This is a genomic window from Paraburkholderia sp. GAS448, from assembly GCF_050435685.1.
Lineage (GTDB): Bacteria > Pseudomonadota > Gammaproteobacteria > Burkholderiales > Burkholderiaceae > Paraburkholderia.
In genome coordinates this window covers 62,800-81,047 of the sequence record NZ_JBNDKT010000015.1, presented here as the reverse complement: position 1 = coordinate 81,047, position 18,248 = coordinate 62,800, and the positions used below count along the sequence as shown (strand labels likewise).

Sequence of the window (18,248 nt, the reverse complement as noted above, 5' to 3'; positions counted from 1 at the left end):
GCGCAACAATCCAGAATACGCGAAAGGACGAGCGCGATGAGCAAAACCCACTTCGGCTTTCAGACAGTCGACGAACAGGAAAAAGCGAAGAAGGTGGCGGGTGTGTTCCACTCGGTCGCCACCAACTACGACCTGATGAACGATCTGATGTCGGGCGGGTTGCACCGGGCGTGGAAGACTTTCACGATCGCCCAGGCGAATGTGCGTCCGGGCTTCAAGGTGCTCGACATCGCGGGCGGCACGGGCGATCTGTCGAAGGCGTTCGCGAAGCAGGCCGGCCCGACGGGCGAGGTCTGGCATACCGACATCAACGAATCGATGCTGCGTGTGGGCCGCGACCGTCTGATCGACAAGGGCATCATCACGCCCGCACTCCTGTGCGACGCCGAAAAGATCCCGTTCCCGGACAACTACTTCGACGTGGTGACCGTCGCCTTCGGCCTGCGCAACATGACGCACAAGGACATCGCGCTGGCGGAAATGCGTCGTGTGCTGAAGCCCGCCGGGCGTCTCCTCGTGCTCGAGTTCTCGAAAGTGTGGGACCCGCTTAAGAAGGCTTACGACGTATATTCGTTCAAGGTGCTGCCATGGCTTGGCGACCGCTTTGCGAAGGACGCCGAAAGCTACCGCTATCTGGCCGAATCGATCCGCATGCACCCGGACCAGGAAACTTTAAAAACGATGATGGAAAAAGCTGGCCTCGATGGCGTCAAATATTACAATTTGTCAGCTGGTGTGGTAGCTTTGCATGTGGGGACGAAATATTAGCGTCCTAAATTATTGTTTTTAAAGGAAAGTGCAAAATGTCCGATTCACGTTTGTTATCTTCCCGTAAGAATTCGAGGTCGTGGGTAAGGAGAATCGGACTGTTAGCCATGGTCGGCCTGATCATGGCGGGCACGCTCGCTTCTCTTGATGCGGAAGCGCGCCGCATGGGCGGTGGCCGGACCTTTGGTCGGCAGTCGACTACGGCGCAACGTCAAACGACGCCGCCTGCCCAACCCGCGCAACCCACCCAGCAATCCGCGCAGCCTGCGCAGCCGAAGCCGGCGCCGGCCGCCGCGCCCACCCCTGCTCCCACGCGTTCGCGCTGGCTCGGACCGATCGCTGGCCTCGCTGCCGGTCTCGGTATTGCGGCGTTGCTTTCGCACTTCGGCCTTGGCGAAGCGTTCGCCGGCGCGTTGGCCAACTTCATCGTGATTGCGCTGATTGCCATGGTCGTGATCTGGCTGATCCGCAAGTTCGTTGCGCGCAGGCGCAACGCCGGCATGCCGGCGTACGGAGGAAGCGCCGGTTCGCCGACGCTCAACGCGGGCGGCACCGGCTACTCTCAGGAGCCGAGCTTCACGGCGCCGCCGTCGGGCCCGTATCTCGCTCCCCAGGGCAATCCGCTGACCACGCCGGAGATCACCGCGGCGCCGGCCGTGCCCGCGAACTTCGACGCGGAAGCCTTCGTGCGCAATGCGAAGGTTTACTTCGTGCGTCTGCAGGCCGCCTGGGACGTGGGCAATATGGAAGACATCCGCGAATTCACCACGCCGGAAATGTTCGCCGAGGTGAAAGTGGATCTTGCTTCGCGCGGAGCAGAGGAGAACCAGACGGACGTCGTGCAACTGAACGCCGAGTTGCTGGGCGTCGAAGACCGCGGCACTGAGTATCTGGCGAGCGTGCGTTTCTCGGGCCTGATCCGCGAAACGGCCGGTGCAGCGGCCGAGCCGTTCGTGGAAATCTGGAACCTGTCGAAGTCGACACGCACCGGCGAAGGCTGGCTGCTCGCCGGTATCCAGCAGGTCGCACAGCACTGAACCGTGATCGCTGGCTGTCCGGCATAGACAGTCATCCAGCGAACGGACGTTACAATAGGAACCCGCGCAGGCACATCGCCGGCGCGGGTTTTTCTTTCCACTTCCGATGACCCTCGCCGCCAAGCCCTTCGCTGCTGCCGTCAACCATCTGCTCGCCCGCGAATCGTGGGCACGCGAGCGCCTCGCTCCCTACGCTGGCAAAACCGCCCGACTCTCCTGTCCTCCCGTCATCCTGATGCTCATGGTCCAGCCGGACGGCTATCTCGCCGCCATCGAGGAACGTGAGGCCCAGCAGTTCGACGTCACGGTCTCGGTGCCGGCCGACGCGTTGCCGGCCTTCCTGCAGGGCGGCCAGGCGGCGGTCATGAAGCACGTGAAGATCGAAGGCGACGCCGAATTCGCCACGGTCATCGCCAGGCTTGCCGAGCATCTGCGCTGGGAGCCGGAAGAGGATCTCGCGCGGCTGGTTGGCGATGCACCGGCTTCGCGGCTCGCGGCGCTGGCGCGCTCGGCCAGCGACCACGCGCGGCGGACGGGGCGCAATCTGCTCGACTCGGTCGCCGAGTATCTGCTCGATGAAAATCCGCAACTGGTGCGGCGTGCGGCGCTGGAAGACTTCAACGCCGAACTGGCGCGTGCACGCGATGCGCTCGCTCGCGTCGAGAAACGCGTCGAACGTCTTGAACAGAAGGTTGAAGCCCGCGGCGCCGATGCGTCGGGCGGCGCCGCCATGTCGCGCGGCACGCGCTAGTCACCGGGCTTGACCATGCGTTTTCTGCGCTTTCTAAAAATAATCTTTACTGTCATCCGCTTCGGTCTCGACGAGATGATGCTGAGCCGCATCAACGACCGCCGCGTGCGGCTGTTGCTGCGTATCACCACGATCGGACGACGCTTCGATCAGCCGCCTGGCGTCCGGTTGCGTCTTGCGCTCGAAAGCCTGGGCCCGATTTTCGTGAAGTTCGGCCAGGTGCTGTCGACGCGGCGCGATCTGTTACCCGTCGATATCGCCAACGAACTCGCGAAGCTGCAGGACCAGGTGCCCCCGTTCGATTCCGACGTCGCCATTGCGATTGTCGAGAAGGCGCTCGGCGCGCCGGTCGGCGTGCTGTTCGACGATTTCGAGCGGGTCCCGGTGGCGAGCGCGTCGATTGCGCAGGTGCATTTTGCGAAGGTGAAAACCGGGCAGCACGCCGGCAAGGCCGTCGCGGTGAAGGTGCTGCGGCCGAACATGCTGCCGGTGATCGACTCGGACCTCGCGCTGATGCGCGATCTTGCGGTGTGGGCAGAGCGTTTGTGGGCCGACGGCAAGCGTCTGAAACCACGCGAAGTGGTCGGCGAATTCGACAAGTATCTGCACGACGAACTCGACCTGATGCGCGAGGCGGCGAACGGCAGCCAGTTGCGTCGCAACTTTGTCGGCCTCGATCTGCTGCTCGTGCCCGAGATGTACTGGGAGTTCTGCACGCCCAGCGTGCTCGTGATGGAGCGGATGGTCGGTGTGCCGATCAGCCAGGTCGAGACGCTGCGGGCCGCGGGCGTCGATATTCCAAAGCTGGCGCGTGAAGGTGTCGAGATCTTCTTCACGCAGGTGTTCCGCGACGGCTTCTTTCACGCCGACATGCACCCGGGCAACATCCAGGTGAGTCTCGATCCGGCGCATTTCGGACGGTATATCGCGCTTGATTTCGGCATCATCGGTGCGCTGTCGGATTTCGACAAAAACTATCTGGCGCAGAACTTCCTTGCCTTTTTCAAGCGCGACTATCACCGTGTCGCGACGCTGCATCTGGAGTCCGGCTGGGTGCCGGCGACCACGCGCGTCGAAGAACTGGAGAGCGCAATCCGGGCTGTCTGCGAGCCCTACTTCGACCGGGCGCTGAAGGATATTTCGCTGGGGCAGGTGTTGCTGCGCCTGTTCTCGACGTCGCGCCGTTTCAATGTCGAGATTCAGCCGCAACTGGTGCTGCTCCAAAAGACGATGCTGAACGTTGAAGGTCTCGGCCGCTCGCTGGATCCGGAACTGGATCTGTGGAAGACGGCGAAGCCTTACCTCGAACGCTGGATGAACGAGCAGATCGGCCTTTCCGGCTGGTACGAGCGGCTCAAGATCGAGGCGCCGCAATGGAGCAAGACGCTGCCGCAGCTGCCGCGCCTGATCCATCACATGCTGGCGTCTCGCCACGACGCCCTGCAGCACGGGCATAACGACGACGTCATGCGTCTCATCCTGCTGGAGCAGAAGCGGACCAACCGGCTCCTGCAGGGCTTGCTGATGTTCGGCATCGCCGCGGGCGTCGGCGCGGTGCTCGCGCGCTTATGGCTGGCCATGCTTTACGGCGGCTAGGCTCAGGCAAACTGGCGACGCGTGGCGAAGTGCGGCGAAAGACCGCGAATCGTCGCGAAACGCCGCGAAACACAGTGAGATATATCGATGAATGATCCGACCCGGCCTTCAAGTCCATCAGCGCCACCCGCCCCGGCTGCACCAGACTTCGCCACGCGCGACCCCAACTCGCCGGCATTCTGGGACGAACGGTTCGAACGCGGTTACACGCCTTGGGATCAGGCCGGCGTGCCGGCGGCGTTCCAGTCGTTTGCGGCGCGGCACGTCGGCGCGCCGGTGCTGATTCCGGGCTGCGGCAATGCCTGGGAGGCGTTGTTGCTTGCCCGGCAGGGCTGGCAGGTTCGCGCGATCGACTTCGCGCCGGGCGCGATCGCCGCCGCACGCGGACAGATGGGCGCGCATGGCGACGTGGTCGAGCAGGCGGATTTCTTTGCTTACGAGCCACCGTTCAAGCCTGGCTGGATCTACGAACGCGCGTTTCTCTGCGCGTTGCCGGAGAACCGCAGGCTCGATTACGCGCGGCGGATGGCCCGGTTGTTGCCGGCAGGCGGGCTGCTGGCCGGCTTCTTTTTTCTTGGCGCCACACCCAAAGGGCCGCCGTTTGGTATTGACCGTCCAGAACTGGAGGCCCTCCTGTCGCCGGACTTCGAACTGATCGAGGACGAAGCTGTGGCGGACTCGATTCCCGTGTTTGCCGGGCGGGAGCGGTGGCTCACGTGGCGTCGGCGTGGACCGGCGCACGCTTGATCCGGGAACGGGTGCCCCCATTTAATGACGCGGCCGGTGTTGCTGCCGGCGACCCTCAAATCGGGGGCAGCAGTCGTTTGCGGCTATAATTCAAGGCTTTGCAAGCGTTTACAAGATTTCTGCAGGGAACAAGGATCATGCCGATCTACGCTTATCGTTGTGAATCATGCGGCTTCGGGAAGGACGTGCTTCAGAAGATGAGCGACGCACCGTTGACGCAGTGCCCGGAATGCGGCAAAGACGCATTCCGCAAACAGGTAACGGCCGCTGGGTTCCAGTTGAAGGGATCGGGCTGGTACGTGACGGATTTCCGTGGTGGCTCAGGCGGCTCGAATGCGGCTGCCAGTGGCAGTAATGGGGCAGCCGAGGCGAAGACCACCGAAGGCGGCACGTCCGACGCCGGTTCGTCCGCAGGCGCCACGCCAGCAGCGGCCGCGCCCGCCGCGGCACCGGCTTCGCCCGCTGCGGCCACGACCTCGGGCGCAGACGGCGCCTAGCAGGACAGCTACCCGAAGGGGTAGCGAGTACACCGTGCCGGATGGATCCGGCGCGGTTCACTGGCGCGACACATGACGACGAAAAAGACGACGCTCAAATCGGTGTTTCTGACCGGCCTGCTGGTGCTGGTGCCTCTTGCCATCACGCTGTGGGTGCTCGGCCTCATCATCGGCACGATGGATCAGACGCTGTTGCTGCTGCCCGCCGAATGGCGGCCAGAGCGGTTCGGATACCGCATACCCGGTCTCGGCGCGGTGCTGGCGCTCGCCTTCATTTTTATCGTCGGCCTGTTGACCCAGAACTTCATCGGTCAGAAGCTTGTGCAGTGGTGGGACCTGATCGTGCGCCATATCCCGGTGGTCGGGCCGCTGTATACGAGCGTCAAGCAGGTGTCGGACACGCTGTTGTCGAGCAGCGGCAATGCGTTCCGCAAGGCGCTCCTCATCGAATATCCGCGCAAGGGTTCCTACACAATCGCGTTTCTGACGGGTACGCCCGGTGGTGACGTGGTCAATCACCTGAAGGAAGAGCACGTGAGCGTGTACGTGCCGACGACGCCGAATCCGACGTCCGGCTTCTTCCTGATGTTGCCGAAGAGCGAAGTGGTCGAACTCGATATGACGGTCGACGCTGCGCTCAAGTACATCGTCTCGATGGGCGTCGTGGCACCGTCCGCGCCGGCGCAGCCGGCGCCCGTGCGCCGCACCACCATCGAGCCACCGCTGTAATGCCGGAGTACGTCGCCTGTCGACGCGCTCCGTTCAACCAATGCAAAACGAAAGTCAAACATCATGTCGATGAGATCTGAATACTGCGGTCTGGTGACCGAACACCTGCTGGGCCAAACCGTGTCGCTGTGCGGCTGGGTGAGCCGCCGACGTGACCACGGCGGCGTTATCTTCATCGACCTGCGCGACCGCGAAGGCCTCGTTCAGGTCGTCTGCGACCCGGACCGCGCGGAGATGTTCAAGATCGCCGAAGGCGTGCGCAACGAGTTCTGCGTGCGGGTGCAAGGCGTGGTGCGCAACCGTCCGGAAGGCACGGCCAACGCCGGCCTGAAGAGCGGCAAGATCGAGGTGCTGTGCCACGAACTGACGGTGCTCAACGCATCGGTGACGCCGCCGTTCCAGCTCGACGACGACAACCTGTCGGAAACCACGCGTCTTACACACCGTGTGCTCGACCTGCGCCGTCCGCAGATGCAGCACAACCTGCGCCTGCGCTACCGCGTGGCGATGGAAGTGCGCAAGTATCTCGACGCGCAAGGCTTCATCGACATCGAAACGCCGATGCTCACCAAGAGCACGCCGGAAGGCGCGCGCGATTACCTGGTGCCGTCGCGTGTGAACGCCGGTCAGTTCTTCGCGCTGCCGCAGTCGCCGCAGCTCTTCAAGCAGCTGCTGATGGTGGCGAACTTCGATCGCTACTACCAGATCGTCAAGTGCTTCCGCGACGAAGACCTGCGCGCCGACCGCCAGCCGGAATTCACGCAGATCGACTGCGAAACCTCGTTCCTCAACGAACAGGAAATCCGCGATCTGTTCGAGGCGATGATCCGTCACGTCTTCAAGGAAACGATCGGCGTTGCGCTGGACGAAAAATTCCCGGTCATGCTGTATTCGGAAGCGATGCGCCGTTTCGGGTCGGACAAGCCGGACCTGCGCGTGAAGCTCGAATTCACCGACCTGACCGACGCGATGAAGGACGTCGACTTCAAGGTGTTCAGCACGCCGGCCAACACGAAGGACGGCCGCGTCGCAGCGCTGCGCGTGCCGAAGGGCGGCGAGCTGTCGCGCGGCGACATCGACAGCTACACGGAATTCGTGCGCATCTATGGCGCGAAGGGCCTCGCATGGATCAAGGTCAACGAAGTCGCAAAGGGTCGTGACGGTCTGCAAAGCCCGATCGTCAAGAACCTGCACGACGCGTCGATTGCCGCGATCCTCGAGCGCACCGGCGCGCAGGACGGCGACATCATTTTCTTCGCGGCAGACCGTGCGAAGGTGGTCAACGACAGCCTCGGCGCGCTGCGTCTGAAGATCGGCCATTCGGAATTCGGCAAGGCGAACGCCCTTGTCGAAGACGGCTGGAAGCCGCTGTGGGTGGTCGACTTCCCGATGTTCGAATACGACGAGGAAGAAGCCCGTTACGTGGCTGCTCACCACCCGTTCACGAGCCCGAAGGACGAGCACCTCGAGTATCTGGAAACGGATCCGGGCCGCTGCCTCGCGAAGGCCTACGACATGGTGCTGAACGGCTGGGAAATCGGCGGCGGTTCGGTCCGTATCTATCAGGAAGACGTGCAGAGCAAGGTGTTCCGCGCGCTCAAGATCGGTGCGGAAGAAGCGCGTGCGAAGTTCGGCTTCCTGCTTGACGCGCTCCAGTACGGCGCGCCGCCGCACGGCGGTATCGCGTTTGGCCTTGACCGTATCGTGACGATGATGGCGCGTGCCGATTCGATCCGTGACGTGATCGCGTTCCCGAAGACCCAGCGCGCGCAGTGTCTGCTCACCCAGGCGCCGAGCGAAGTGGACGAGCGCCAGCTGCGCGAACTCCACATCCGCCTGCGCCAGCCGGAGGCGAAGGCGTAAGCACTCGCCGGACGTCCGACGGAGTCAGTCGGCAGCAGCAGTTGAAAAAGGCGCGTCATGCGCCTTTTTCTTTTTTTGCGTTACAGTCGATGCGATGCCCATCGACTGACATGCATCGCGCTTAATCTGCGCATGCGCCGTACCCCGTCCCACGATCATGCCGAAACCACCAAAGATCCCGGAGTCCGTTCTTGTCATCATTCATACGCCTCAACTCGACGTGCTGATCATCGAACGGGCCGACCGCCCCGAGTTCTGGCAGTCGGTGACGGGATCGAAGGATCATCGCGACGAACCGCTTGCCGAGACCGCCGTACGCGAAGTGGGCGAGGAGACGGGCATCGTGGTCGGCACGGACGAGGTGCCCGCCGAGGCCCTGTTCGACTGGCGGCATCAGATCGAATACGAGATTTATCCAGTGTGGCGCCATCGCTATGCCGAGGGCGTCACGCGTAACACCGAGCACTGGTTCAGTCTGCAGGTGCCGCGCCGCGTCGACGTGAGGCTGGCGCCACGCGAGCACACGGCCTGGCTGTGGCTGCCCTATGAAGAGGCGGCGGCGCGCTGCTTCTCGTGGTCGAACCGCGAGGCGATCCTGCAGCTTCCCGCGCGTCTGAAGGGACGTCTGCAATGACGGACATGGGCGCGCGACACTTCGCGCGGCTCAGGCAAAGCCTGCCCGGCCGTTACTGGTCGAAATACCGCTTCACGGCCGCCAACGACGTCCGGCTCCTCCGTTCAGGTGACGCCTACTTCGACGCGCTCGTCGAACGGATCGACGCCGCGACCGAAGACGTCGTGCTCGAAACGTACATTTTCTGCAACGACGCCGCCGGCCAGAAGATCTCCGGCGCGTTGCTGCGCGCTGCCGCGCGCGGCGTGCGCGTACGCGTGATCACCGATGGCATCGGCACCGCGCACTTGCCCCTCTTCAGCGACTGGCTGCCGAACGGCGTCGAACATCGCATCTTCAACCCGCATCTGTTCGGCCGCTTCGGTTTTTCCCGCACGCATCGCAAGCTCGCGGTCGTCGACGGCCAGTACGCGTATTGCGGCGGCATCAACATCGTCGACGACTTCGACAACAACGGCACACGCCTGCCGCATCCGCGCTGGGACTTCGCCATCGAACTGCGCGGACCAGTGGTCGCCGATGTCCGCCAGGCGTTCGAGTGGCAATGGCGCCGCATTCGCCTCGGACACCGTCCCATCGAATCGCTGCAGCCCGAGCGTGACGCACCGCCCGATCTGGGCGGCGTCTCCCGGTTGCGGCTGCAGCGCTGGCGCCGGGGCGATCTGAGGGCCGCCGGCGTGCCGTGCGTCGCCTTTGTCGCACGCGACAACCTCGTCAACAGGCGGGCGATCGAACGGGCCTATCTGACTGCGATCGGCCAGGCGAAAACCGAGGTGCTGCTCGCCAATCCGTATTTCATGCCCGGCCGCAGGCTGCGCCGGGCGCTCACGCAGGCGGCGCGCCGAGGTGTCGACGTACGGCTGGTCATCGGCCGCAAGGAGTTCGCGGCGCTCGATTACGCGGTGCCCTTTCTGTACCGGGCATTGCTGAAAGCCGGCGTGAAGATTGCCGAATATGAGAAGACCATGCTGCACGGCAAGGTCGCGGTCGTCGACTCGAACTGGGGCACCGTGGGCTCGTCGAATCTGGATGCGCTCAGTCTCCTCGTCAACAATGAGGCCAACGTGGTGCTCGTGCTGCACGACGAAATCCAGGAACTGCGCGACGCGATCCTGACCGCGTTCGACGATTCCCGCAGCATCGATGCGGCCCATTACGAGGCGCGGCCGATGAGCGAGCGATTGCTGAACTGGCTTGCGTACAACACGTACCGGGTCGTGATGAAGCTGCTCACGGTCGGCGGCTACGACTAGCCTCGCGCGGCTGCCCGGGGCAATCCGGGTAATTCATCAGATACCTGCCCGCCGCCAGCCGGTAAAACCACATCAGGCGCTCCGGACGGAGGACTCTAAAAATTCGACATCGTCCGGTTGGCGGATGCCTCAAAATTAACGACCGGTTAGAAACCGGTTTCTAATAAAGTCCTTGTTTCGCGGGCGGTCGTATCCAATAATAGTACGGCCGTTCGATTTTCTTTCGGTCACATCAGAACGGTATAAAGCTATGCGAAAAGGCGAACAGACGCGGGTCGCAATTCTCGACGCAGCACTCGACCTGGCAAGCCGCGACGGACTGGAAGGTCTGACGATCGGCCTCCTCGCCGAGCGGATGCAGATGAGCAAAAGCGGGGTGTTTGCGCACTTCGGGTCGCGTGAAGACCTGCAGGTCGAGGTAGTCAGGGAATATCACCGTCGTTTCGAAGACGAGGTGTTTTTCCCGAGTCTGCGCGAACCGCGCGGGCTGCCGCGTCTGCGGGCGATGATCTCGCGCTGGATTGAGAAGCGCATCCAGGAAGTCACCACTGGGTGCATCTACATCAGCGGAGCCGTCGAATACGACGACCGCGCGGACAACCCGGTGCGCGAGCAACTGGTGTCCAGCGTGACGACCTGGCGTGCGGCGCTCACGCGAGCCATTTCGCAGGCGATGGAGGAGGGACATTTGCGGCTGGACACCGATCCGCAACTGATGCTCTTCGAACTGTACAGCTTGACGCTCGGCCTGCATCACGATGCACGCTTCCTGCACCTGCCGGATGCTGTGCGCCTGACATGGGCCGCGCTCGAAAAACTGATTGTTTCGTATCAGAGCGAAAGCCGCTAGCAGGGCTGACTGGATCCATCGGGTTCGTCGGCGCGGAAGGGTCCAACTCACGGCCCGAGCTGGTAGCCAAGCTTCAGCCAACACCTTTGGAGTGGAGAAAGTCATGGGACAGTACGCCGCGCCGCTGCGCGACATGCAATTCGTGTTGCACGAGCTGCTCAACGTCGAAGCCGAGATCAGGCAGATGCCGAAGCACGCGGATCTCGACGCGGAAACGATCAACCAGGTGCTCGAGGAAGCCGGCAAGTTCTGCGCAGAGGTGCTGTTCCCGCTCAACCAGAGCGGCGATCAGGAAGGCTGCACGTACGACGGTGATGGCGTCGTCAAGACGCCGAAGGGCTTCAGGGAAGCCTATCAGCAATACGTCGAAGCCGGCTGGCCGGCACTCGGCTGCGATCCGGAATACGGCGGCCAGGGCCTGCCCGCGTTCGTCAACAACGCGCTGTTCGAAATGCTGAACTCGGCGAACCAGGCCTGGACGATGTATCCGGGTCTGTCGCACGGCGCGTACGAATGTCTGCACGCGCACGGCACCCCGGAGCTGCAGCAACGCTATCTGCCGAAGCTGGTCTCAGGCGTCTGGACGGGCACGATGTGCCTGACCGAGCCGCATTGCGGCACCGATCTCGGCATCCTGCGCACGAAGGCCGAACCGGACAGCGATGGCTCGTACGCCATCAGCGGCACGAAGATCTTCATCTCGAGCGGCGAACACGACATGGCCGGGAACATCGTCCACCTGGTGCTCGCACGCCTGCCGGACGCGCCGAAAGGCACCAAGGGCATTTCGCTCTTCATCGTGCCGAAGTTCATCCCGAACGAAGCGGGCGATCCGGGCGAGCGCAACGGCGTGAAGTGCGGCTCGATCGAACACAAGATGGGCATTCACGGCAACGCCACGTGTGTGATCAATCTCGACAACGCGAAGGGCTGGATGGTCGGCGAGCCGAACAAGGGCCTCAACGCGATGTTCGTGATGATGAACGCGGCACGTCTGGGTGTCGGCATGCAAAGCCTCGGCCTGACCGAAGTGGCTTATCAAAACTCGCTCACGTACGCGAAAGAGCGCCTGCAGATGCGTTCGCTGACCGGCCCGAAGGCGCCGGAAAAGGCCGCGGACCCGATCATCGTTCACCCGGACGTGCGCCGCATGCTGCTCACGCAGAAGGCCTACGCGGAAGGCGCGCGTGCGTTCTCGTACTGGTCGGCGCTGCAGATCGACAAGGAGCTGTCGCATGCGGATGAAGCGGCGCGCAAGGAAGCCGCCGACCTCGTCGCGCTGCTCACGCCGATCCTGAAGGCGTTCCTGTCGGACAACGCGTTCGAGGGCACCAACCACGCAATGCAGATCTACGGCGGCCATGGCTTCATCGCCGAGTGGGGCATGGAGCAGTACGTGCGCGACGCGCGCATCAACATGATCTACGAAGGCACGAACGGGATCCAGTCGCTCGACCTGCTGGGCCGCAAGGTGCTCGGCGACATGGGCGCGAAGATGAAGAAATTCGGCAGGCTCGTCACGGAGTTCATCGACGCCGAAGGCGTGAAGCCGGAGATGCAAGAGTTCATCAACCCACTCGCCGACATCGGTGACAAGGTCCAGAAGCTGACGATGGAAATCGGCATGAAGGCGATGCAGAACCCGGACGAAGTCGGCGCCGCCGCTGTGCCGTACCTGCGTACGGTCGGGCATCTCGTGTTCTCGTACTTCTGGGCACGCATGGCGCGCCTCGCGCTCGACAAGGAAGCCTCGGGCGATCCGTTCTACAAGGCGAAGCTCGCTACGGCACGCTTTTACTTCGCGAAGCTGCTGCCCGAAACGGCCATGACGATCCGCCAGGCTCGTGCCGGTTCGAAGTCGCTGATGGAAGTCGACGAAGCCCTGTTCTAACGCATCCTGGGCACGCGCTGCGCGGCAAGCCGTGCGGCGCGCTCGCCCCGTCTCACATTTGCGTTTTCACGCGACCCTGCACAACTCCACCGGAGGAACAACGTGAGCAATCTGATCATTCGCAAGGTAGCCGTACTCGGCGCCGGCGTGATGGGCGCGCAGATCGCCGCGCACCTGATCAACGCCAAGGTGCCCGTGCTGCTATTCGACCTGCCTGCGAAGGAAGGCCCGAAAAACGCGATCGCGCTGAAGGCGATCGAGAATCTCAAGAAGCTGTCGCCGGCGCCGTTCGGCATCAAGGACGACGCGCAATACATCCAGCCCGCTAACTACGATGACGACATCGCGAAGCTCGAAGAATGCGATCTCGTGATCGAAGCGATCGCCGAGCGCATGGACTGGAAACACGATCTGTACAAAAAGGTATCGCCGCATATCGCACCGAACGCGATCTTCGCGACGAACACGTCGGGCCTGTCGATCACCGAACTGTCGAAAGGTTTTGCGGACGAGCTGAAGGCGCGCTTCTGTGGCGTGCACTTCTTCAATCCGCCGCGCTACATGCACCTCGTCGAACTGATTCCGACTGCAACGACGCGCCCGGAAATTCTCGACCAGCTCGAGTCGTTTCTGACGAGCGTCGTCGGCAAGGGCGTTGTGCGGGCGAAAGACACGCCGAACTTTATCGCCAACCGCGTCGGCATTTTCTCGATCCTTGCCGTCATCACCGAAGCCGCGAAGTTCGGCCTGCGTTTCGATGAAGTCGACGATCTGACCGGCAGCCGTCTGGGCCGCGCGAAATCGGCGACCTTCCGTACCGCCGATGTGGTCGGTCTCGACACGATGGCGCACGTCATCAAGACGATGCAGGACAACCTCGCCGACGATCCGTTCTTCCCGGTCTACGCAACGCCCGCCGTGCTCGCCGAACTCGTGAAGCAGGGCGCGCTGGGTCAGAAGACCGGCGCTGGCTTCTACAAAAAAGAAGGTAAGGCGATCAAGGTGCTCGACCCGAAGACGGGCGGGTACGTCGATGGCGGCGCCAAGGCCGATGAACTGATCGGCCGCATCCTCAAGCGTCCGCCGGCGGAGCGTCTGAAGCTGCTGCGCGAGTCGGAACACCCGCAGGCGCAGTTCCTGTGGGCGATTTTCCGCGACGTGTTCCATTACATCGGCGTGCACCTCGACTCGATCGCCGACAATGCGCGCGATGTCGACCTCGCGATCCGCTGGGGTTTCGGCTGGAACGAAGGTCCGTTCGAAGGCTGGCAGACGGCGGGCTGGAAGCAGGTCGCTGAATGGGTGCAGGAAGACATCGCTGCGGGCAAGGCGCTTTCGGGCGCTCCATTGCCTTCGTGGGTGTTCGAAGGCGCGGTCGCAGAGACGGGCGGCGTGCATGCCAGCGAAGGTTCGTGGTCGCCGGCGTCGAAGTCGTTTGTGCCGCGCTCGTCGCTCGCCGTGTATGAGAGGCAGGTGTTCCGCGCACCGCTCGCGGGCGAAACGGGCGCCGATCCGAAGACGTATGGCAAGACGCTGTTCGAAACCGAAGCCGTGCGTGCATGGGTCGACGATCGTGCCGGGGAGAACGACGTCCTGATCGTGTCGTTCAAGAGCAAGATGAACACGATCGGACCGTCGGTGATCGATGGCCTCGTGCAGGCGATCGACCTCGCCGAAAAGGACTACAAGGGCGTGGTGATCTGGCAGCCGACGTCGCTGAAACTCGGCACGCCGGGCGGCCCGTTCTCGGCCGGCGCGAATCTCGAAGAAGCGATGCCGGCGTTCATGATGGGCGGCGCCAAGGGTATCGAGCCGTTCGTGAAGAAATTCCAGCAGGGCATGCTGCGCGTGAAGTACGCGAACGTCCCGGTGGTGGCTGCCGTGTCGGGCATCGCGCTTGGTGGCGGTTGCGAACTGGTGCTGCATAGCGCGAAGCGCGTCGCGCATATCGAGAGCTACATCGGTCTCGTCGAAGTGGGCGTGGGCCTCGTGCCCGCGGGCGGCGGTCTGAAGGAGGCGGCGCTGCGCGCAGCGGAAGCGGCGAGCGCTGTCGGTGCGACAAACGATCTGCTGAAGTTCGTGCAGAAGTCGTTCGAAAACGCGGCGATGGCGAAGGTTTCGGCCTCCGCGCTCGACGCCCGTGCAATGGGTTATCTGAAGCCGTCCGACACGATCGTCTTCAACGTGTTCGAACTGCTCGACACGGCAAAGAAGGAAGCGCGCGCGCTTGCCGCCGCGGGCTATCGTCCGCCGCTGCGCGCGACGCAGATTCCGGTCGCGGGCCGCTCGGCGATTTCGACGATCAAGGCGTCGCTGGTCAACATGCGCGATGGCCGCTTCATCAGCGAACACGACTTCCTGATCGCGAGCCGTATCGCGGAAGCGGTGTGCGGCGGCGATGTCGAAGCGGGCAGCCTCGTCGACGAAGAATGGCTGCTGCAACTCGAGCGTCGTGCGTTTGTCGACCTGCTCGGCACGCAAAAGACGCAGGAACGCATCATGGGCATGCTGCAGACCGGCAAGCCGGTACGGAACTGAAGCGGCGCGGACCGCAATGAGATTGCATGGGACCGGACTAAGCGCTAAAGCGCCAAGTCCGGTCGACACAGGAGCTTCAAATGACAAAGCAATTGCAGGACGCCTATATCGTCGCCGCCAGCCGGACTCCGATTGGCAAGGCGCCGCGTGGGATGTTCAAAAACACGCGCCCGGACGAACTGCTGGTGCACGCCATCAAGTCTGCGGTCGCGCAGGTGCCTGGCCTCGACACGAAGCTGATCGAAGACGCGATCATCGGTTGCGCGATTCCGGAAGCGGAACAAGGGCTGAACGTTGCGCGGATGGGCGCGCTGCTCGCCGGCTTGCCGAACACGGTCGGCGGCGTCACGGTGAACCGCTTCTGCGCATCCGGCCTGACCGCGCTCGCGATGGCGGCGGACCGCATTCGCGTCGGTGAATCGGACGCGATGATCGCGGGCGGCTGCGAATCGATGAGCATGGTGCCGATGATGGGCAACAAGCCGTCGCTGTCGCCGCATATCTTCGACAGCAATGAGAACGTCGGCATCGCGTACGGCATGGGGCTGACTGCGGAGAAGGTCGCCGAGCGCTGGAAGGTGAGCCGCGAAGCGCAGGACCAGTTCTCGGTCGAATCGCATCGCAAGGCGGTCGCGGCGCAACAGGCTGGTGAGTTCAACAACGAGATCGCGCCGTACACGATCGTCGAACGCTTCCCCGATCTCGCCACCGGCGAGGTGAGGGTGAAGACGCGCGAAATCGCGCTCGACGAAGGTCCGCGTCAGGACACGTCGATGGAAGGTCTTGCGAAGCTGCGCGCGGTGTTCGCGAACAAGGGTTCGGTGACCGCGGGCAACAGCTCGCAGACCTCGGACGGCGCGGGCGCGCTGATCGTGGTGTCGGAAAAGATGCTGAAGCAGTTCAACCTGACGCCGCTCGCACGTTTCGTCAGCTTTGCCGTGCGCGGCGTGCCGCCGGAGATCATGGGCATCGGTCCGAAGGAAGCGATTCCGGCCGCGCTGAAGGCCGCCGGCCTCAAGCAGGACGACATCGACTGGATCGAGTTGAATGAAGCGTTCGCGGCGCAATCGCTGGCGGTGATCCAGGACCTCGGTCTGGATCCGTCGAAGATCAACCCGCTTGGCGGCGCGATCGCGCTCGGCCACCCGCTCGGCGCGACGGGCGCGATCCGTGCTTCAACGGTCGTGCATGGCCTGCGCCGCCGCAACCTGAAGTACGGGATGGTGACGATGTGCGTCGGTACCGGGATGGGCGCGGCGGGCATCATCGAACGCCTGTAAACGGCTCGCCCCGGCAACGCAACGCAAGGACGAACGGTTCGCAGGTCGTGTGGCTTGCGAGCCGTTTTTTCCACTCAGGAAGTCGGAAAGGTAACGAGGAGATGGCGATGGATATTCTGGTTGAGTGCGCAGACGGCGTGCTGACGATTGCCTTCAACAGGCCGGAGAGGAAAAACGCGATCACGGCCGCGATGTACCAGACGATGGCCGATGCGCTCGTCGACGCTCAGGCCGACGCGTCGGTGCGCGCGATCCTGATTCGCGGCAGCGCGGGTATTTTCAGCGCGGGCAACGATCTGGAAGATTTCATGAAGGCGCCGCCGACGGGCGAGAACGCGCCGGTGTTTCAGTTCCTGCGCGCGATAAGCTCGGCCGAAAAGCCGGTTGTGGCTTCGGTGGCGGGTGCAGCGGTCGGCGTTGGCACGACGCTGCTGCTGCATTGCGACCTGGTGTATGCCGCGGAAACAGCCACCTTCTCGCTGCCGTTCAGCCAGCTGGGACTGTGTCCGGAAGCGGCGTCGTCGCTGCTGCTGCAGCGTGTCGCGGGCTATCAGGGTGCGGCGGAAAAGCTGCTGCTCGGCGAGGCATTCGATGCGAAGGAAGCGCAGCGCATGGGTTTTGTGAACCGCCTGCTGGCGGCGAGCGAAGTGGATGCCTTCGCGCTCGCGCAGGCGGCGAAGCTGGCGGCGCTGCCTGCTTCTTCGCTGCGTGTCACAAAGTCGCTGATGAAGCGCGCAAGCCAGCACGAAATCCAGACGCAGATGAGCGAGGAAGCGGTGCACTTCGGCAAGATGCTGCTTGCGCCGGAAGCGCGCGAAGCTTTCAAGGCATTCTTCGAAAAGCGCAAGCCTGATTTCCGGCTGTTCGACTGAGGCGGCGCTATCGCTGTGATGTTTACGGCGTTAGGGAAACGTCACAGCCCGCGTATCCATCACCGCGTACCGTAGTCGACGTAGCTCGTTTCCCGGCAAAAGCTCACCAGCCGCAGATTCGCCTTCTTCGCGATCGCGATCGCGAGCGAGGACGGCGCGGAAATCGTCGCGATCATCGGCACACCGACGCGCGCCGCCTTGCGCACCAGTTCATAGCTTGCGCGGCTCGACAGAAAAACGAAGCCATCTCTGGTATCCGCGCGATCGAGCACCAGCTGGCCGATCAGCTTGTCGAGCGCGTTATGGCGGCCGACATCCTCGAACGCATGGCGGATCGCGCCCTGGGCGTCGCACCACGCGGCGGCGTGCAGCCCGCCTGTCAGGCGGGTGAGCGCCTGGTGCGCGGGCAGTTCGCGAGCGGCGCGCGCGATCGCGTCGGGCGCGAGGCGCTCCAGAAAGCCGGTATCCGGCACGACTTCCGGCTGCAGATCGAGCAGATCGATGCTTTCGATTCCGCACACACCGCAGCCCGTGCGTCCTGCCAGTGCCCGCCGCTTTTCCTTCAGCGCGACAAAAGCCTGCTGGACGACGGTCAACTGCACCTCGGCGTGCGGCAGCTCGCCGTCGTACAACGCGACCTCGATGTCCTGGATGTCGCTGCCACGCTCGACGATCCCCTCCGAAATCGCAAAACCGACCGCAAAAGCTTCCAGGTCGCGCGGCGTGCACATCATCACCGCGTGCGAAATGCCGTTGAAAACGAGCGCGACCGGCCATTCCTGGCCGACATGGTCGGCGACGGTTTCGATCGCCTCGCCCCGATGCCGGCGCACCGTCTGTTCGACGGCGCCGGGCTGGCCGGCGGTTTCCAGTTCGTTCAAAAGCAGACTCCTTCGAATTGCCGCGCGGGCGCAGCGAGCCGTGCACGGTGCCGCTATCCCG

General features: G+C 63.4%; 16 protein-coding genes. 15 read left to right on the top strand and 1 reads right to left on the bottom strand.

Features of this window, described 5'->3' with window-relative positions:
• Nucleotides 1-36: 36 nt before the first annotated feature.
• The 15 genes from ubiE to P3T23_RS25435 all read left to right on the top strand — a co-directional run bounded on the left by ubiE (nucleotide 37) and on the right by P3T23_RS25435 (nucleotide 17,306).
• Nucleotides 37-768, top strand: coding sequence for a bifunctional demethylmenaquinone methyltransferase/2-methoxy-6-polyprenyl-1,4-benzoquinol methylase UbiE (ubiE, locus tag P3T23_RS25505; RefSeq protein WP_429318889.1), 732 nt, complete (start codon nucleotides 37-39; stop codon nucleotides 766-768).
• 35 nt (nucleotides 769-803) lie between these two features.
• Nucleotides 804-1,805, top strand: coding sequence for a Tim44 domain-containing protein (locus P3T23_RS25500; protein ID WP_429318888.1), 1,002 nt, complete (start codon nucleotides 804-806; stop codon nucleotides 1,803-1,805).
• Nucleotides 1,806-1,911: 106 nt separating this feature from the next.
• The gene (locus P3T23_RS25495) at nucleotides 1,912-2,556 is read left to right on the top strand and encodes a ubiquinone biosynthesis accessory factor UbiJ (RefSeq protein ID WP_429318887.1); all 645 of its coding nucleotides are present in this window, start codon (nucleotides 1,912-1,914) and stop codon (nucleotides 2,554-2,556) included.
• A 15-nt stretch (nucleotides 2,557-2,571) separates the two neighbouring features.
• A complete protein-coding gene (gene ubiB, locus P3T23_RS25490; RefSeq protein WP_429318886.1) occupies nucleotides 2,572-4,152 on the top strand; it encodes a ubiquinone biosynthesis regulatory protein kinase UbiB in 1,581 nt (526 codons plus the stop codon).
• Between the two features lie 87 nt (nucleotides 4,153-4,239).
• Nucleotides 4,240-4,899 (top strand): methyltransferase domain-containing protein, encoded by a 660-nt coding sequence (locus tag P3T23_RS25485; RefSeq protein WP_429318885.1) that lies wholly within the window; start codon nucleotides 4,240-4,242, stop codon nucleotides 4,897-4,899.
• Nucleotides 4,900-5,036: 137 nt separating this feature from the next.
• Nucleotides 5,037-5,396: an FmdB family zinc ribbon protein gene (locus P3T23_RS25480; protein WP_429318884.1), complete on the top strand. Its 360-nt coding sequence runs from the start codon at nucleotides 5,037-5,039 to the stop codon at nucleotides 5,394-5,396.
• 72 nt (nucleotides 5,397-5,468) lie between these two features.
• Nucleotides 5,469-6,125 (top strand): DUF502 domain-containing protein, encoded by a 657-nt coding sequence (locus P3T23_RS25475; protein WP_429318883.1) that lies wholly within the window; start codon nucleotides 5,469-5,471, stop codon nucleotides 6,123-6,125.
• 63 nt (nucleotides 6,126-6,188) lie between these two features.
• Nucleotides 6,189-7,988: an aspartate--tRNA ligase gene (gene aspS / locus P3T23_RS25470; RefSeq protein ID WP_133661783.1), complete on the top strand. Its 1,800-nt coding sequence runs from the start codon at nucleotides 6,189-6,191 to the stop codon at nucleotides 7,986-7,988.
• 157 nt (nucleotides 7,989-8,145) lie between these two features.
• Nucleotides 8,146-8,622: a dihydroneopterin triphosphate diphosphatase gene (nudB, locus tag P3T23_RS25465; RefSeq protein WP_429318882.1), complete on the top strand. Its 477-nt coding sequence runs from the start codon at nucleotides 8,146-8,148 to the stop codon at nucleotides 8,620-8,622.
• A 5-nt stretch (nucleotides 8,623-8,627) separates the two neighbouring features.
• Entirely contained in the window at nucleotides 8,628-9,875 is a 1,248-nt protein-coding gene (gene clsB / locus P3T23_RS25460) for a cardiolipin synthase ClsB (protein WP_429319010.1), read from the top strand.
• A 250-nt stretch (nucleotides 9,876-10,125) separates the two neighbouring features.
• Nucleotides 10,126-10,725 carry a TetR/AcrR family transcriptional regulator gene (locus P3T23_RS25455; protein WP_429318881.1) on the top strand — a complete coding sequence of 200 codons (600 nt, stop codon included), beginning with the start codon at nucleotides 10,126-10,128 and terminating at the stop codon, nucleotides 10,723-10,725.
• Nucleotides 10,726-10,828: 103 nt separating this feature from the next.
• On the top strand, nucleotides 10,829-12,616 hold the full coding sequence (locus tag P3T23_RS25450; protein WP_429318880.1) for an acyl-CoA dehydrogenase C-terminal domain-containing protein: 1,788 nt from the start codon (nucleotides 10,829-10,831) through the stop codon (nucleotides 12,614-12,616).
• Between the two features lie 102 nt (nucleotides 12,617-12,718).
• Nucleotides 12,719-15,154, top strand: coding sequence for a 3-hydroxyacyl-CoA dehydrogenase/enoyl-CoA hydratase family protein (locus P3T23_RS25445; RefSeq protein WP_429318879.1), 2,436 nt, complete (start codon nucleotides 12,719-12,721; stop codon nucleotides 15,152-15,154).
• Nucleotides 15,155-15,234: 80 nt separating this feature from the next.
• On the top strand, nucleotides 15,235-16,434 hold the full coding sequence (locus P3T23_RS25440; protein WP_429318878.1) for an acetyl-CoA C-acyltransferase: 1,200 nt from the start codon (nucleotides 15,235-15,237) through the stop codon (nucleotides 16,432-16,434).
• Nucleotides 16,435-16,535: 101 nt separating this feature from the next.
• On the top strand, nucleotides 16,536-17,306 hold the full coding sequence (locus P3T23_RS25435) for an enoyl-CoA hydratase (protein ID WP_429318877.1): 771 nt from the start codon (nucleotides 16,536-16,538) through the stop codon (nucleotides 17,304-17,306).
• Between the two features lie 59 nt (nucleotides 17,307-17,365).
• On the opposite strand, the gene fdhD is transcribed toward P3T23_RS25435, so the two are convergent.
• A complete protein-coding gene (fdhD, locus tag P3T23_RS25430; protein WP_429318876.1) occupies nucleotides 17,366-18,187 on the bottom strand; it encodes a formate dehydrogenase accessory sulfurtransferase FdhD in 822 nt (273 codons plus the stop codon).
• Nucleotides 18,188-18,248: the final 61 nt, after the last annotated feature.

Coding starts and splice junctions, on each gene's coding strand:
- P3T23_RS25450 (WP_429318880.1), top strand. CDS start 10,829: ATGGGACAGTACGCCGCGCCGCTGCGCGACATGCAATTCGTGTTGCAC.
- P3T23_RS25495 (WP_429318887.1), top strand. CDS start 1,912: ATGACCCTCGCCGCCAAGCCCTTCGCTGCTGCCGTCAACCATCTGCTC.
- ubiE (WP_429318889.1), top strand. CDS start 37: ATGAGCAAAACCCACTTCGGCTTTCAGACAGTCGACGAACAGGAAAAA.
- P3T23_RS25485 (WP_429318885.1), top strand. CDS start 4,240: ATGAATGATCCGACCCGGCCTTCAAGTCCATCAGCGCCACCCGCCCCG.
- aspS (WP_133661783.1), top strand. CDS start 6,189: ATGTCGATGAGATCTGAATACTGCGGTCTGGTGACCGAACACCTGCTG.
- P3T23_RS25440 (WP_429318878.1), top strand. CDS start 15,235: ATGACAAAGCAATTGCAGGACGCCTATATCGTCGCCGCCAGCCGGACT.
- P3T23_RS25475 (WP_429318883.1), top strand. CDS start 5,469: ATGACGACGAAAAAGACGACGCTCAAATCGGTGTTTCTGACCGGCCTG.
- ubiB (WP_429318886.1), top strand. CDS start 2,572: ATGCGTTTTCTGCGCTTTCTAAAAATAATCTTTACTGTCATCCGCTTC.
- P3T23_RS25500 (WP_429318888.1), top strand. CDS start 804: ATGTCCGATTCACGTTTGTTATCTTCCCGTAAGAATTCGAGGTCGTGG.
- P3T23_RS25480 (WP_429318884.1), top strand. CDS start 5,037: ATGCCGATCTACGCTTATCGTTGTGAATCATGCGGCTTCGGGAAGGAC.
- clsB (WP_429319010.1), top strand. CDS start 8,628: ATGGGCGCGCGACACTTCGCGCGGCTCAGGCAAAGCCTGCCCGGCCGT.
- nudB (WP_429318882.1), top strand. CDS start 8,146: ATGCCGAAACCACCAAAGATCCCGGAGTCCGTTCTTGTCATCATTCAT.
- P3T23_RS25455 (WP_429318881.1), top strand. CDS start 10,126: ATGCGAAAAGGCGAACAGACGCGGGTCGCAATTCTCGACGCAGCACTC.
- P3T23_RS25435 (WP_429318877.1), top strand. CDS start 16,536: ATGGCGATGGATATTCTGGTTGAGTGCGCAGACGGCGTGCTGACGATT.